The 15527-nt window shown below is 35.9% G+C and carries 14 protein-coding genes; 5 read left to right on the forward strand and 9 right to left on the reverse strand.

What is annotated here, in order from left to right; all coding sequences use genetic code 11:
* The 9 genes from ODE14_RS05690 to ODE14_RS05730 are packed head-to-tail and all read right to left on the reverse strand — an operon-like array spanning position 1 to position 10466.
* Positions 1 to 1062, reverse strand: coding sequence for a right-handed parallel beta-helix repeat-containing protein (locus tag ODE14_RS05690; protein WP_263603302.1), 1062 nt, complete (start codon positions 1060 to 1062; stop codon positions 1 to 3).
* On the reverse strand, positions 1059 to 1913 hold the full coding sequence (locus ODE14_RS05695) for a glycosyltransferase family 2 protein (protein WP_248392922.1): 855 nt from the start codon (positions 1911 to 1913) through the stop codon (positions 1059 to 1061). The genes ODE14_RS05690 and ODE14_RS05695 overlap by 4 nt, the downstream gene beginning before the upstream one ends.
* Positions 1910 to 3019 (reverse strand): polysaccharide pyruvyl transferase family protein, encoded by a 1110-nt coding sequence (locus tag ODE14_RS05700; RefSeq protein ID WP_248392920.1) that lies wholly within the window; start codon positions 3017 to 3019, stop codon positions 1910 to 1912. Before ODE14_RS05700 ends, ODE14_RS05695 begins: the two co-directional genes overlap by 4 nt.
* On the reverse strand, positions 3003 to 3569 hold the full coding sequence (locus ODE14_RS05705; protein WP_282569132.1) for an acyltransferase: 567 nt from the start codon (positions 3567 to 3569) through the stop codon (positions 3003 to 3005). Before ODE14_RS05705 ends, ODE14_RS05700 begins: the two co-directional genes overlap by 17 nt.
* The gene (locus ODE14_RS05710; RefSeq protein ID WP_263603303.1) at positions 3551 to 5017 is read right to left on the reverse strand and encodes an oligosaccharide flippase family protein; all 1467 of its coding nucleotides are present in this window, start codon (positions 5015 to 5017) and stop codon (positions 3551 to 3553) included. The genes ODE14_RS05705 and ODE14_RS05710 overlap by 19 nt, the downstream gene beginning before the upstream one ends.
* A 30-nt stretch (positions 5018 to 5047) precedes the next feature.
* Positions 5048 to 6340: a nucleotide sugar dehydrogenase gene (locus ODE14_RS05715; RefSeq protein ID WP_312172703.1), complete on the reverse strand. Its 1293-nt coding sequence runs from the start codon at positions 6338 to 6340 to the stop codon at positions 5048 to 5050.
* Positions 6341 to 6358: 18 nt separating this feature from the next.
* Entirely contained in the window at positions 6359 to 7327 is a 969-nt protein-coding gene (locus tag ODE14_RS05720) for an SDR family oxidoreductase (protein ID WP_248392916.1), read from the reverse strand.
* Between the two features lie 2 nt (positions 7328 to 7329).
* Positions 7330 to 9669, reverse strand: a complete 2340-nt coding sequence (locus tag ODE14_RS05725; RefSeq protein ID WP_263603304.1) for a GumC family protein — start codon at positions 9667 to 9669, stop codon at positions 7330 to 7332.
* 8 nt (positions 9670 to 9677) lie between these two features.
* The gene (locus ODE14_RS05730) at positions 9678 to 10466 is read right to left on the reverse strand and encodes a polysaccharide biosynthesis/export family protein (RefSeq protein WP_263603305.1); all 789 of its coding nucleotides are present in this window, start codon (positions 10464 to 10466) and stop codon (positions 9678 to 9680) included.
* A 1020-nt stretch (positions 10467 to 11486) separates the two neighbouring features.
* Here ODE14_RS05730 and ODE14_RS05735 point away from each other — a divergent pair.
* The 5 genes from ODE14_RS05735 to ODE14_RS05755 all read left to right on the forward strand — a co-directional run bounded on the left by ODE14_RS05735 (position 11487) and on the right by ODE14_RS05755 (position 15521).
* Positions 11487 to 12317, forward strand: a complete 831-nt coding sequence (locus ODE14_RS05735) for a helix-turn-helix domain-containing protein (RefSeq protein ID WP_263603306.1) — start codon at positions 11487 to 11489, stop codon at positions 12315 to 12317.
* A gap of 53 nt (positions 12318 to 12370) precedes the next feature.
* Positions 12371 to 12790 carry a hypothetical protein gene (locus tag ODE14_RS05740; RefSeq protein ID WP_263603307.1) on the forward strand — a complete coding sequence of 140 codons (420 nt, stop codon included), beginning with the start codon at positions 12371 to 12373 and terminating at the stop codon, positions 12788 to 12790.
* A gap of 294 nt (positions 12791 to 13084) precedes the next feature.
* On the forward strand, positions 13085 to 13609 hold the full coding sequence (locus tag ODE14_RS05745; protein ID WP_248392910.1) for a hypothetical protein: 525 nt from the start codon (positions 13085 to 13087) through the stop codon (positions 13607 to 13609).
* 78 nt (positions 13610 to 13687) lie between these two features.
* A complete protein-coding gene (locus ODE14_RS05750; protein WP_263603308.1) occupies positions 13688 to 14503 on the forward strand; it encodes a molecular chaperone in 816 nt (271 codons plus the stop codon).
* Positions 14496 to 15521: a hypothetical protein gene (locus tag ODE14_RS05755; protein ID WP_263603309.1), complete on the forward strand. Its 1026-nt coding sequence runs from the start codon at positions 14496 to 14498 to the stop codon at positions 15519 to 15521. Before ODE14_RS05750 ends, ODE14_RS05755 begins: the two co-directional genes overlap by 8 nt.
* Positions 15522 to 15527 lie beyond the last annotated feature (6 nt).

Here is a 15527-nt window from a genome sequence, read left to right on the forward strand (position 1 = left end):
TTATTTAGTTTTCAGTTGTTTAAATTTAATTCGCTGATCGTTTTGATAACTGTTGATGGTATTCTGTAGTTTTCTATAGCTTTTTGAATCTACGGTGAGCTGGTTTACGGAAACGTTGATGGCATTATCATTAGTTCCGTAATATTTTACAGGTTCTTCCGTATTATTAAGCAGGCTTACATTATTCAGGGTGATACTCCCGGATATATTTCTGGAATAGTTATTCTTCCTGTTCAGCCACATAGACATTCCGTACTTTGATCTGTTGTCAGAAAAATTAGTAATGGTAATCGAAATATCCTTATTAATGGAGTTATCTTTTCTCAGGTTCACAAGATTCAGCAGCAGTCCCCAATTTTCATTATTTGCAGTAGAAACATCGCTGATGGTAATGTTTTTAAGCTCATCCTGAGCATTGTTGGGTTCAATATCGATGCCACTTGAAGGTCCTTTACCGCTGGAATTCATAAATTTGGAATGATAGACCTTAATATTGGTTCCGGAAGTTATTGAAAGTCCGTTTCTCCTGCTGTTGGATACCAGAGTATTGGTAATAGTAATATTATCCGATATTTTATTGTTAAGACGGCCGATATAAATGCCATCCCCGTAACAGTCATAAATTTTGGCTTTGTTGATGGTAATATTTTTTGATCCTCTTACGCTGATCCCGAATCCCCACTCTCCCTGTTTGCCGAGATGTGTATTTTTATCTCCAACCAGTACAGCATTGGTAATTGTAATATTCTCTTTATTATTACAATCCAGCATATTGTACCCGGACTTCAAGGAAGGTTTTAAAATAAGTTTGGAATTAGCCTGGAATGTATAAGAGCATCCGTTTTTTAACTTAAGTCCGTTATCATTAATTAAAACCGGAAAGTTGGGAAAGGTAATATCCCCGCTTTGATCAATTGCCTTCTGAAGAACTTCGGTATAATCTACACTTCCGTCCGTTACATATCCTTTGGGAAGTACTTTCGTAAGGTCAAAATATTTAACCTGGGCAAAAAATAATGAAACAGGTATTAAAAACAGAAAGATCGCCAGATATTTTCTCATTTTAATTTCTTTTTAATTAATCCTATAAAGTACAGCATCACTCCAACCATTCTTGAAGCATACATTTTTAAGATGATTCCAGCCTGTTTGTAGGCCTTTTGATTGAAATAATCCAGTACAATCAATGCAACAAGCTTATCAAGATATCTTTTTTCGGAAGCTGTTTTACCTGCATAATCAAACTGGTGAAATCTTCTTTCCAGAGGCATTACATAATGAACACTCCTGTTTTCCGCCGCTATGAAATAGATGGTGGTAACAGCTTTGTTATAGATCAGTTTATATTTTGAAAAAAGCCGGTACCAGAAATCTACATCTTCACCGTATTTCAACTGCTCATCAAACAGGCCTGTCTCCAGTACCTTATCCTTTTTTACCATCAGTGTTGAAGAATTGAATCTGGGAGCTGAGGAAGACATAAAATTGAAATAATCATCAATAATTACCGCCTCTTCTCTTTTAAACTTTGATCCGTCAAATTCTTTTGAATTTGATTTATAAAAGCTTGATCCCACCCCTCCGATTTCATCATTGTCCAGTATTTTCATAGAATCTGCGAGGATCCCCAGATGCTCGGGATGCCAGATATCATCACCGTCCAAAAAAGCGATATAGTTGTTTTTAGCGGCCAGTATACCGGCATTTCTTGCCGATGAAACACCCCCGTTCTCTTTATCTACAATTACCACACGGACATCATTGATGCCTTGTACAACATGGAGACTGTTATCCTTCGATCCGTCATTTACAATAACCAGCTCAAAATCCTTATAAGTTTGGGCCAAAACCGAATGTACTGTATCTAAAATACTTCTTTCTTTGTTATATAAAGGTATTACTACTGTAATCATATGGTTTTATAGGTTGCGGTAAAATTCAGCCGGGCACGTTCTGTTGTTTCCCGAATGTATTGAGGAGCCGTAATTTCTTTATTGAACACAATTTTTTCTATTTCCGCAACGATTGATTCTACTTCCGCATCACCATCAAAGACCCTGTATTTTTCGGGTTGTCCTACATCGTTCAGAAAATCGGTACATTTCCTGTGATATTCCAGAAGGAAAAAAGGTGTATTGCTGTAGCACGCAAAAATGCTCGCATGTAATCTTGTTGAGATCACAGCATCACATTCCGCAATTTTCTCAAAAGTATCTTTTACAAGAGGATTGTACGCTACTACTTCAAAATTCAATGTGTTATCTGTATTAAGATTTCCGATTGTTTCCATCGTAAGCTTATGATCACCTTTCATAGAATTACCATTAAAAACGAAAAAACGAAACTTAATATTGTGGTATTTCTTTAAATTTTTAATTACATTCTCGATGAACTGATTTCTTTTACGTTCCCTGTTCAGATCACCGTTTGTATAAGATTCATACTGACAAACACTGATCCCGATGACAAATTCTTTTTTGTCTGCATTCTTATCAGGATTAAAATGGTATATTTCCGGAAGCAACGCCGCCAGATCAAATGCTCTCACCGGTTCATAAGGCAGATCATAAGTAAGTGCGAGCTTATGAGAAACATCATCCCGTAATGCAAGAAAATCCAGTGTTTTTAAATACTCCTGTGTATTTTTTTCTGCAGCGGCATTCACAAAAGGTCCTAATGAAATTCCTATGGCGCCGGTTTGGCCTTTCATTCCTAATTTTTTCTTAAGCTTTGCATAAGTACGGAGATCCGTTTTTTTCAATGCCGAATGGAATGTAGATCCTCCTGCAGACACAAAGACATCGCTTAACATAATATCTTTGGCTGCCCGTGCAAAAGAAAGATAGTTTTTATGCGCAAAATAGTGGTCTGCCGGTGTTAAAATTGTAGGCAATTCAGCGGCGAAGAAAAGCTGTTCTGTTGAATTCCAGTATTTCCGGCTTCCCCAGGCTGAAACTTCCACAAAAGCATCGTCCCCTGAATTTTTCGCACCATAATATCCACTAAATATTGCTTTCATAATTTTTCACAACCATTTTTAAGTTTGTTTTCGTTTTTTCCTGCAGATAAATTTTTCCTTCTTGTTTTAATTTATCATATTTTTCAAGATCTCTGTATTTCAGGATTTTCGCAGGATTTCCGCCTATAATAGCACCTTTAGGAACATCTTTAGTCACTACCGAAGAAGCTCCTACAATGGCTCCCTCTTCTATAGTTATACCCGGAAGGATTGTTACATCACCTCCAATCCAGACGTTTTCTTTTATAGTAACATTTTTTGCTATGGTAATTTCATCATAAGGCAAAAGTCTATCACTGTTATAATTGTGATTACCTGTATAAATTTTTAATCTCGGTCCTATGATCGTTCCAGTCATTATTTGAACGGTTCCATATGTTGAAATCCAAGCATTCGGTCCTATATAAACATGATTTCCTAGCTGAAGGTTTTCTGGTTTGGTTATATCTATAGGAGTTCCAATAATAACATTCTCGCCTCTTTTTCCAATTCGGTTTATTATTTTAGAACTTGATAATTTCCAGTATAAATTTATAATTTTTGCAAACATACCTTATACAGTTTAAAAATTGAAAATAATATGATCAGTAATATTATAACAGAAATAATTATTCTAAGAAATAAAACATCGAAATAATAAACATTTACTGCAACAAGCGATGCTATCATTAGCCATAAAATCATATTCCATTTGTTGTAAAATATAATTCTGGGGGATATTCCTTTGTTAATAAAATATGGAACAAAAACCAAATAATTAATTACATAAGAAATCATATATGAAAAAGCAAATCCCCATGCTCCAAGATCTTTTAAAAAATAAAATATAATAAGATTCGTAATTGCCCATTGTCCCATACTGAAAACACTGAGCCACATTTTATTTTTTACGATCAAATCTCTTGAAACACCCGCTCTGTTGGTAATAATAAGAGTTGTTATTATAGACATGCCTAGAATAGGCACAATTTGTTCTATACTAAACTTTTTACCCAAGATAAGTGAAGTTACTTCAGGAAATAAAATCAGCGGAATAGCAATCATAATGGAAATAATCCATGAACCGAAATAATTGAAGAACTCTTTTTTCGGCGATTTTCCTTCTGACTTGGAAAGAAAAATAGGCAGCAGAACATTCCCGATAGCACCGTTAAACATCTGAATAGCAGTGGAGAAAATAATTACCGCGCTATATAGCCCAAGTTCCTTATAACCATTCGGCTGATTAACCAGCATGGTATTTAAAACCCATATTGTCGGCGCAACGATAATGGTGCTTAATGAAGCCGGAATGGCAAATTTGTAGATCTTCCGTACACTAGCTTTCCATTCTTTAAAGCTTACACTGATAGACTGTTTTTTACTTTCATCCCTTACCAGTTTCTGCAAAGCAATCGATACTAAAAATATTGCAATCAGGTTTCCCAGTAAAGCTCCTTTTACGCCACCAAGATATCCTCCTATCACTAAACCTAAAAACAGAAACAAACCCTGAAGGATATTTGCAGTGGAGTTCTTGCGATATGCCTGAAAACCAAGCAGCGCGCCCATCTGCGTTCCGTTCAGAGAAATAAAAACCAGGGTACCTCCTCCTATGATAAGCGGGATCTGGAGATCCTGATTGTTTAAAAAGGTTCCGGATATCGGTCCGGAAAACAGCATGATAATTACTGCAACGGCTGAACTGAGCAATACTACGAGTGACAGCGATGCTCCGAGCATGGAAGAAGCTTCCTGCTTATGATCGTCCTTCAGCTCAGAAATATATTTTGTTGTCGTTAAGCCGATTCCCAATGAAGCAAATATCAGAAAATTATCTATGGTTGATTTTATCATTCCGAATTCCCCGAATTCAGAAACAGTTAAAATCCTTGCCAATACTATCGACGCTAAGGAAAACAATCCTCTGGACATCAATGATCCGAAGGTCATCCAAAAAGTACCTAATACGAGTTTTTTAACGAAACCTGAACCAGATATTTTAGACTTTATTGACATTAATGGCATATTATCGTCTTACTGCTTTTGTTATAATCTGGAATCACAATCTGCCAGAATTCCTTTCACATCGTAGATCACACCGTTTTCTTTCAGGTAATCCTTGAGATTAAGATTCATAAATTCTTTATGGGCAACGGTAAGAATCACCGCATCAAATTTCTTTTCCGGAATTTCGTTCACTACCTGAAGACCATATTCATGATCCACCTCTTCAGGATTTGCCCACGGATCGAAAGTAGTTACTTTCAATGCGTAATCTTCAAGTCCGCAGATTACATCTACGGCTTTCGTATTGCGTACATCAGGACAGTTTTCTTTAAATGTTATTCCCAAATTCAGAACTTCCGCACCGTTGATGTTGATATTTTTCTTGATCATGCATTTCACAAGTTCAGAGGCTACATATTGTCCCATAGAATCATTAAGTCTGCGTCCTGCAAGGATGATTTCGGGATGATAGCCGTTTTCCTGTGCTTTCTGTGCAAGATAGTAAGGATCTACTCCAATACAGTGACCTCCAACCAATCCCGGTTTGAAAGGCAAAAAGTTCCATTTTGTTCCTGCCGCTTTCAGTACTTCATGCGTATCGATTTCGAGAAGGTTGAAAATTTTCGCCAGCTCATTCACGAATGCAATATTGATATCTCTCTGGGAGTTTTCAATCACTTTGGCCGCTTCAGCAATTTTGATGGTAGGTGCAAGATGGGTACCTGCTACAATAACAGATTGGTATAAACTGTTTACAATTTCGCCGATTTCCGGTGTAGAACCGGAGGTTACTTTTAGAATTTTTTCTACTGTATGTTCTTTGTCTCCCGGGTTGATACGCTCCGGAGAATAGCCTGCAAAGAAATCTTCATTGAATTTCATCCCCGACACTCTTTCCAGTACAGGAATACATTCTTCTTCAGTGGCACCAGGATAAACGGTAGATTCGTAAATTACAATATCACCTTTAGACAAAACCTTTCCTACGGTTTCAGAAGATTTGTAAAGCGGAGTAAGGTCCGGACGGTTATGCTTGTCTACAGGTGTCGGTACAGTGACCACATAGATATTTGCATCTTTAATATCTTCAATATCAGCTGAAGCAAAGAATCCTTTTCCCTTTTCATCATTAAAAGGACTATGATCGACTAAAACCGACTGTAAAACATCAGCTTCGACTTCGAGCGTACTGTCGTTTCCTGTTCTTAATTCTTCAATTCTTTTCTGATTGATATCAAATCCTACTACAGGATATTGTGTTGCAAATAAACGGGCCAGCGGCAATCCTACATACCCAAGACCGATAACGGCAATTTTATATTGTTTTTCCACAAAAATTCTTTTAATAGTTTATTTTAAATTTTCCCAATACCATTTAATAGCTTCTTTCAGACCATTTTCAATAGTATGGCTGGGATTGTATCCCAAAAGGTTTTTAGCTTTTTCAATTGATGCGAGTGAATGGGGAATGTCTCCTACGCGGTTCGGGCCATGTACGATTTCGATATCAGCTATATTTCCGTCGTATTCACTCAGGTATTTTTTAATATAATGTACGAGATCATTTAATGTGGTACGGTCTCCCACTGCCGTATTATAAACGGTATTTACAGCTTCCGGATTTTCGGTAAGCATCGCCAGCTCATTCATCTGGATCACGTTATCAACGTAAGTAAAGTCTCTGGAATAATCTCCCGTACCGTTGATTTTTGGGGACTGGTGATTCATCAGCTGTTTTACAAACAACGGAATTACGGCTGCGTAAGTACCGTTAGGGTCCTGTCTGCGTCCGAATACATTGAAATATCTTAGCCCGATGCATTCTATCCCGTAGGTTTTAGAGAAAACATCTGCGTACAGCTCATTAACATATTTGGTAATCGCATAGGGAGATAACGGTCTTCCGATCACTTCTTCCACTTTCGGAAGTGCAGCCGAGTCGCCGTATGTAGAAGATGATGCAGCATACACGAAACGTTTAACTTTTGCGTCCCTCGCTGCAACAAGCATGTTCAGGAAACCTGAAACATTAACTTCATTACTGGTAATGGGATCGTTGATTGATCTTGGAACAGACCCTAATGCCGCCTGATGCAACACATAATCTACATTTTCCATTGCGGTTCTGCAGACCTCAAGATCGCAGATGCTTCCTTCAATCAGTTTATAATCCGGATTTTTTAAGAAAGGCTCGATATTGTGGCGGTGTCCGGTTGAAAAATTGTCCAGACAAACTACCTGATAGCCTTTATTTAAAAAGTACTCCGTAAGGTTGGAGCCTATGAACCCTGCTCCTCCCGTAATTAAAATTTTACCCATTTTTATGATTTAAAAATTTTATTCCACCAACTTTTTTCAGTTTCTTTATTATTATAGCCATAACCATAGCCATAATTATAACCATATCCGTATCCTCTTGCTTTCTTGGAAACATCATTTACCACAAACGATACGTTTCTTAGTTTTGATTCTTTTACCAGATCTTCCGCAAAATCAATAAGAACATTTCTTGAAACTCCCGATCTTACTACATACAATGTAGCATCAGCAACATCTGCTATGCTCAGGGTATCTGAAACCAGCATAAGCGGAGCCGAGTCTATAATAATGTAAGCATATTGAGATGCCATCTGAGCAATCAGCTTCTGATATCTTCCATTGGAAAGAAGTTCCTGAGGATTCGGAGGAATGGTACCTGCGTAAACTACATCACAGTAAGGATTGGTATAAGACGTATGAATGAGATCTTCCACATCTACAGATTCATCGTATAAATATTCTGTAAGACCCTTTCTTTTTACAGGCTCACTGTCATATCTCTGAATCTGCGGATTCCGGATATCTGAACCTATCAGCAGGGCTCTTCCGTTTTTATTGGCAATTGTTAATGCCAGGTTAACGGATACAAGGGTTTTACCTTCCCCTTTTACGGAAGAAGTAACCATAATCACTTTAGCCGAATCTTTTTTAGGCAAAACAAATTTAAGGTTGGAAACCAACACTCTGAATGATTCTGCAAGTTCTGAGAAGTCGTTTTTTTGTACCAGGTGGTTTTCATCTTCGTTTAATGAAGGGATATCTACCAGTACGCCCAAGCCTGAACGGGCTTTTATATCATCTCTGTTATAAATCTTATCATCTACGATAAATACGATATAGAAGACAGCGAATGGTAATAATAACCCAAGGAAGAAAGCCCCCATAAGAATAATATTTCCTTTAGGAGATACCGGTATATCATCTGTAAATGCAGGGTTAACAATTTTAGCTTTAGGAACATCCACGGATAAATTTATCGCATTTTCTTCCCTTTTCTGAAGAAGGAATAAGAAGAGCTGTTCTTTAAGATTCTGCTGACGTTCAATTCCTCTGTATACTTTCGATTGTCCGGGAACTTTTTCTATAAGGCTGTTGCTTGTTGTAATCTGATTCTGGATTTGTGAAATAGTAGCTTTTACCGCATCTTTCTGCTCCCTGATATTATCTCTGATGATATCTTTTAAAGAAGCAATTTCCCTGTTCATTTCAATAACAGCAGGGTTTTCGCTGGTAGCCTGCTTCAGCGTTTTATTTCTACTGATAAGCATCTGATTGTATTGCGCAATAGACTGTTCCAGTGATGGATTAAGCCCAAGATTGGAAGGCATCAGCTGATTATTGCCTTTTGCGGCTTCCGCAGTAAGAGAGTTCAGAAGATCAAGCTGGGCCTGCTGCTGAAGAAGTGATTTTGTATTTTCACTGGTATTTTGCAGAGCCAGTTCTGCCTGTGCCTGAAGGTCAACAATACGATTACGGTTCTGGAAATCTTCCTTCTGATTTTCTACTCCTGACAAATCTCGGGTAATCACTTCCAGTCTTTTATCGATAAACTTCTGGGTATTTTCAGCCTGCAGGTTTTTATCTTTCTGCCCATCTAAGTTATACTGACGGGTAACTTCATTAAGGATTCTCTCCGATTTATCCGGCACTGTACCAATCAGGGTAATATCCATAAGAAGAGCCTTTTCATCGGGTAAAGTAACCTGAATTGTTTTTTCAAGTTTTTTTACTTTTTCGATCGGATTCCAGAAAATAACTTTGTAATCCGGCTTAAGAACGAGCTGTCGGTTTCTGGTTAAAATAACAGTTCCGAAATCGAGTTTTAAAGGCACATCAAATTTTCCCGTAAATTTACCGTGCGCTTCGCTCGTCAGGGTGAACTCATCGCCATTAATTTTTCTTATATAATATTCTGATGATACAAAATCTTTTTTAAAATTGAGAATTCTCCCGGATATGGGCAGTTCTGTAAACAGCTGGGAATCTTTAATCTCACCGGTATTGAAATACTCTACATTGAGATTAAGGTTTTTCACAACCTGCATTAAAATTGGTCTTGAAGTAACTACAGCTGCCTCACTTTTTAATTCATCTGAATTTCCGAGGCCTGTACCCAGGTTGGAAAGATCGGCTAACGCGGAAGTAAGATCGCTTTCTTTTTTATCAAATTTAAGGGTAGTCTTTGTCTGGTATTTAGGAACACTATATCTGAGATAAATATAAGCACCTAATATGCAAATCAGGACAGATGCAACGAACCATGGCCATTTGTTGAGATATTTGGCGATGGTTTTTCTTAGATCAACTTTCTCTTCTTTCTCTTGTAATTCTAACTGCTGCATATTTACATTTATCTTTTTAGAGCAACAATTAGAGTAGCTGCTGTTAATATTGCACCAATAATCTGGAAGGTAAGAGCTCTGTTCGGATTAGAATTAGCCTGGATCTGTTTGTTTTTATCAGGCTGCACATACAATATGTCGTTTTGTTTCATATAATAATAAGGTGAGCTTACAATGTCTGATCTTGTAAGATCCAGATTAACAATTTCGTCATTACCATCATCTTTTGTACGGATAAGCTTTACTTGGGTACGGTCGCCGAAATCCGTCATATCTCCTGCCAAACCAAGCGCTTGAAAAATGTTAATTTTCTGAGAAACACTTTCCTTTTGTCCGGGCTGTTTAACTTCTCCAAGAATACTGACGTTGAAGTTTTTAAGTGTGATGGTAACCAAAGGATCAGTAAGATATCTTTTCAGACGGGACTCCAGATCCTGCTTCAGCTGGATTTGCGTCATACCTTTCGTAAATACAGGTCCAAGAACTGGAAAATTGATATACCCTTCTTCATTTACAAGATATTCACTTGGCTGCACATATTGGTTAATTCCTGTGCTGTTCTCACTTCCAACTTTATTGGCGGTGTTAAGATTGAAGGGTTTCACTGCAGCTTCATCAAGTGCGGAGACAAGGACGAGAAGTACATCTCCTTCCTGAATGCGCAGTCCGTCGTATTTCGCTTTTGCAACTTCTTCTTCCATGTTGCTTTTAGACATATAGACCATGTTCTGCTTGGGCTTGCAGGAAAGTAAGGTAATTGATATCAATAATAGATACGTAATGATATTTTTATTCATATTCATTCACTCTGCTAAGACGGCACTCTGTTTAAGAGAGCCATCTTATTTTAAAAGTTTATATTATAAATCCATTATCACACTTTATGTGTGATTTTTTAATGCTTTCTTATATCAATTTTTCTGCCGAAATGCTATAATAAGAAGAATATTATTTATTATAAAATGGAATTATCAGATTATCAGCATAATTAAATTGTATTATTTTTTATTCAATTATAATATACTCCCATCAAAAATTCATTTATATTTTTTCATATAAATATATGCTTTCTTTTCTTAATTTAATATAGCATTAAAATTAAATGATCATCAACATTTCATCATTATAATTATATATAACGAATAACAAAAAAGCAGCAGCTACGGTTAGAAACATTTGATAACAGGTCAAGAAAATGCGTATCAATTATACAGTATGTATTTTATGCAAATAAATGAAAACGGCATTAAAAACAACCAGAGCGCAGCAACTGCAACCCGGAATTCCGGCTTAAGCTCTAACTCTCTGAAGTTAAAAACATTTCTTTTTTTGAAAGAGCTATTGCAGTGTCACACACCATTTTCATTTTAAATACAATACAATTTCAGCACGCCAAAGATAATAAATTATGTGTATAATAATTGCAAATAATTCTACACAACAGGAATATTCATACGATATCTTACACTTCAGATCAATAAATAAATAGCATTCAGCATAATACTCTTACAACTTTTAATAACCGCAATATTTTGGATAATTAAAATACTCATTGTTTTTAGAAATAAATGTCAGCTGTTTATTTTTTTAAGAGAATATTATAAGACTACTTATAAAAATTATTTGAATTTATCATTAATTGATTAACCATATTTTAATATCAACAATAACATTATTTTCTTTTCAGGACCAGTTTTTGATATAAAAAATACTATATAATTCCATACTAATTATAGAATTATGTCTAATCTAATAATATCGATATAATCTTTGTAAAAAATTATCTTAGCCCATTATTAAGTCTACTAAAACATAATATGTATATTATTACAGATCAGTTAAGGGAAAATGGTTTCAGCATCAACCGTTTGGATCAGATTATAAAGAGAAACAATAATAAAAGACAGTTTAACACGCTTGAATACTTTTGCATCTATATTATTATGGAAGATCTTCATCTGATAGTAGAAAATAATTCATATGACATAGCCGCCGGAAACATCGTTTTTGTAGGACCTCAAAAAAATGTACAGTTTTTAAAAGCACGAGGCTATGACACCTTCCTCATCACATTTTCTTCTACTTTTTTTGAACGGTCTATAAAAGACAGCTTATTTATAAATTCACAGCTGTTTTTCAATTATAATTCCGACATTTTCATTGCTCCATTTATTAATATAGAAGAAATGCGTGTGGTTTTTATGGACAGAATGAACAGTTTCCGTAAAAAAGACAAAAGCCTTTATCTTTCTGCTGCTCACAACGCAATTGAAAGATTAATGCTGGATGCTTTCCTTCACATCCCTACCGAAGAAGTAAAAAAAGATGTAAAATTTGACTATCTTTATTGTGTAAATAAGTTCAAAGTTACTTTACAGAGAGATTATAAGACTGCAAAAAAAGTTTCCCATTATGCATCCGAGCTAAATGTTACCCCAAGAAAACTCACTGAAATGACTGAATATGTTTTGGGAAAAAGCGCGAAACACGTTATCATTGAGAAACTTATAGCAGAATCTAAAAAAATGCTTAGCTATACCAACTATACGATTTCTCAAATCGCTTATGACCTGGGATTCAGCGATGAAGGCAACTTTACAAATTTTTTTAAAAAACACACAAAAAAAAACCCTTCAGAAATGAGATAATTGAAAAATATTTGTATATTTGATTAAGTAACCACACGGTGATAAATCAGAAAATGTACATCAAATATTTTTTCATAGTATTTTGTCTTCTGGCCTTTACTTCTGTCAGTGCTCAACACGACGGAACTACTGTGAATGTACGTTTATACCCTGTTCAGATGCTGGCTATAAACCCTGCGGTTATAAATTCACCCGAAACAAAAGTTAATAAGGAATCCAGTTTTGTTGTTATCTCAAGTCCTTCCGGATTTGAAATTATCATGCAGCAAAATATGCAAAATCAATCTGCGGGTTTAAAAAATTCAGACCCGGGGCATCTTTTTGGGGAAAAAGATAAAGCATACAATCTTATTAACTATGAAAAAGGTGTTATTGAAAAAATATTTGAAATTAATCACCATGCTAAAGAAGAAAAAAATTATACTTCAAATACGGACAATAATTACTATATTTTAACAATGATGTCCAATTAGAAGAAAAAAATTAATATTAAAAATAAAATTTTATAGAATTAAAGATTTATTAATTTTCCACTCATAATTAATTAATGATTATTTAACGATAAAATAATCGTCATTTGTGGAGTTATTTCCACTTTCATAAATAATTTTTATTGAATATTCAATAAAAGTATATTCTTATGTTGCTTATTATCAGCGACAAAAATCACAAAAAAATAGTCTTTTTTCACAATAACGCTACTCAAAGAAGTATATACATTTGCACCATAATTTTTGAATTAAAAATTAAAAAACAATAATCAATTTATGAAAAAGTGTATTCTAGCTTCTGCTGCGTTATTAGGGTTCATAACTGTAGGAGCACAACAAACTGTTACGTTAAACGTAAGATTAAAACCAATCCAGACTTTGGTAGTTAACAATTCTCAGAAAATTGTAAACTTAGACTATGTAACGAAAGATGATTATGCGAATGGAGTAACTTCTAATAATCCAGATCACTTAACAATCTACAGTACAGGAGGATTCCAGGTAAAAGTAAAAAGCGCCAGTGCAGCTTTACAAAACGGTGGTAAAAACATCCAGGCTAACACCATCCAGATTAAAGCGTCTGCAGGTACAGAAGCTGTAAACGGAGCACAATATGCACAAGGTACTACTCTTTCTGCCAACGAAACAACATTGGTAACATCTGCAGCCGGAGGTGTAAACAAAAAAATCAGTGTTGAATACAAAGGTGCAGGAGGAAATGCTTACCTTGACAATTATATCGCAGGACAGGATCCTACAGTATACAGTACTGAGCTTACCTACACCATTATTGCACAATAATATTGTAGATCTATTTATAAAATAAAAAATGCTACAAGAAATTGTGGCATTTTTCATGCTGTTTTAGTCTTAAATTTCATGATGAACAAGACCTATACAATACATCATCGCATTTACTTTTTTATATTCGTTTTGCTTTTCTCCCTGAATTACGCACAAACAGGTGTTTCCGTGTCTCCCCCAAGATTGTATTTCGAATCTACTGCGGGAAACAGTAATACACAAACCATTACCATTACCAACGTAAGTACAAAAAATACGCTGGATCTTGCGGTAAGCCTCGGAGATTGGGAATATAGCGAAAAAGGTGAAAATCTTATGTACGCAGCCAATACCTTGAAAAATTCCTGCGCGGGATGGATCAGTGTAAAAAAAGAAGATAATTATTTTTCACTGGCACCGGGAGAAAGAAAAGACATAGATGTCACCATTACCACACCCACAAAACCTACGGATACATTGGCGGCACACACCGCTGTTTTGTTTGTAAGCCAGATGAATCCTGTAGATGATGTGGATAATAAGGGCGCAAAAATCAAAGTAAGTATCCGCTCTGGTATTAAGGTCTTTCATAAAATTCCATCAGCGAAGACTAAAAAAATCGAAATCCAGAACCTCATCTTTGATAAAACTAAAAAACAGCTTAACCTTTTTTTTGAAAATCAGGGAAATATCTGGACAGACGGTAAAGTATACGCAGATTTTGTAAATATTGAAGACGGCAAGAAGTTTTCCATAGATCCTATCATATTTTATACCTTACCCGGTAATAAAAGAGAAATGGGGATCTCACTTCCTGCAGATCTTCCGAAAGGAAAATATACAGCTTCCGTAATGATTGATTACGGAGATAATAACCTTGAACTCGGAGAGTTAAACTTCACGTATGATTAAAATAATCACAGTATTAGTACTGTTATTAAGTCAATATTGCTATTCACAAATTTCATATTATTCTTGGGTAAATAGTTACATTCAGATAAATTCCTACGAAGGAAACACAAATCCCGATGCTTATACCGCCATGTTGAGCGGAAACGGCAATTTTAATATTCCTTCATGGCGACTGTCTGCAAAACTGAAACAGCCCATAAAATCTACTGATGGTAATTATACCATTCCGGGGAACAAAATATCACTTCATCCTGTAGCTTCTTCAGGACAGGGAGAGCCCGGGCCGGTTCCTACCATTCCGCAGATTGGGATGCCCCTTAATGTTATTCTTCAGGAAGGCCAGGAAGTATTTCTGGTTCCGGATTCTAATGCACCACTGTACAATCAGCCTTCACAGCCGAACGGATATTATAACCTGCAGATAAAATTCAGCCTTACCGTAATGGGAGGAGCTTATCTTGGTACATACCCTGCGTGGATGAAATTCTATGCCCCGGTAGAATTTACCATGTATGATAAATACAACAATGTTACCGGTAAAATGAACCATAACTTTGAAATCCAGATTGGTACATTATCCGGAACTCCCCCTGTGGATATTCCTGAAATGTCACTTACTTTTGCACCGAATGCACAAAATGCGTTACTGGAATTCAAAACCATGGATGATTACACCAACGGAGTAAGTGTAACGTACAACAATGCTTTGATGGTGAAAAGCAATACCAATTATCAGATTAAACTGAAATCACTGCAGTCTCAGTTTACTTCGTCTTATGGTAATACCATTCCGATAGATGCTGTAAAACTGGCACTTTCTTCAGCGACACCCAATATAAACGTGTATCCTATCTCATTAAGTGCAGCGTCACAAATTGTTGCCAAAGGAAATGCTACGCAGGGAAATATGATTTATTATGATGTGAAATATTCTACCATTCATAATGATGAAATTTTTATCAATGCAAAATCAGACGATTATACCGCAACTCTTCAGTACGAGATAACACCTCAATAAAACAAA

The sequence above is a fragment of the Chryseobacterium sp. PET-29 genome (genome assembly GCF_025736815.1).
Taxonomy (GTDB): Bacteria; Bacteroidota; Bacteroidia; order Flavobacteriales; family Weeksellaceae; genus Chryseobacterium; species Chryseobacterium nepalense.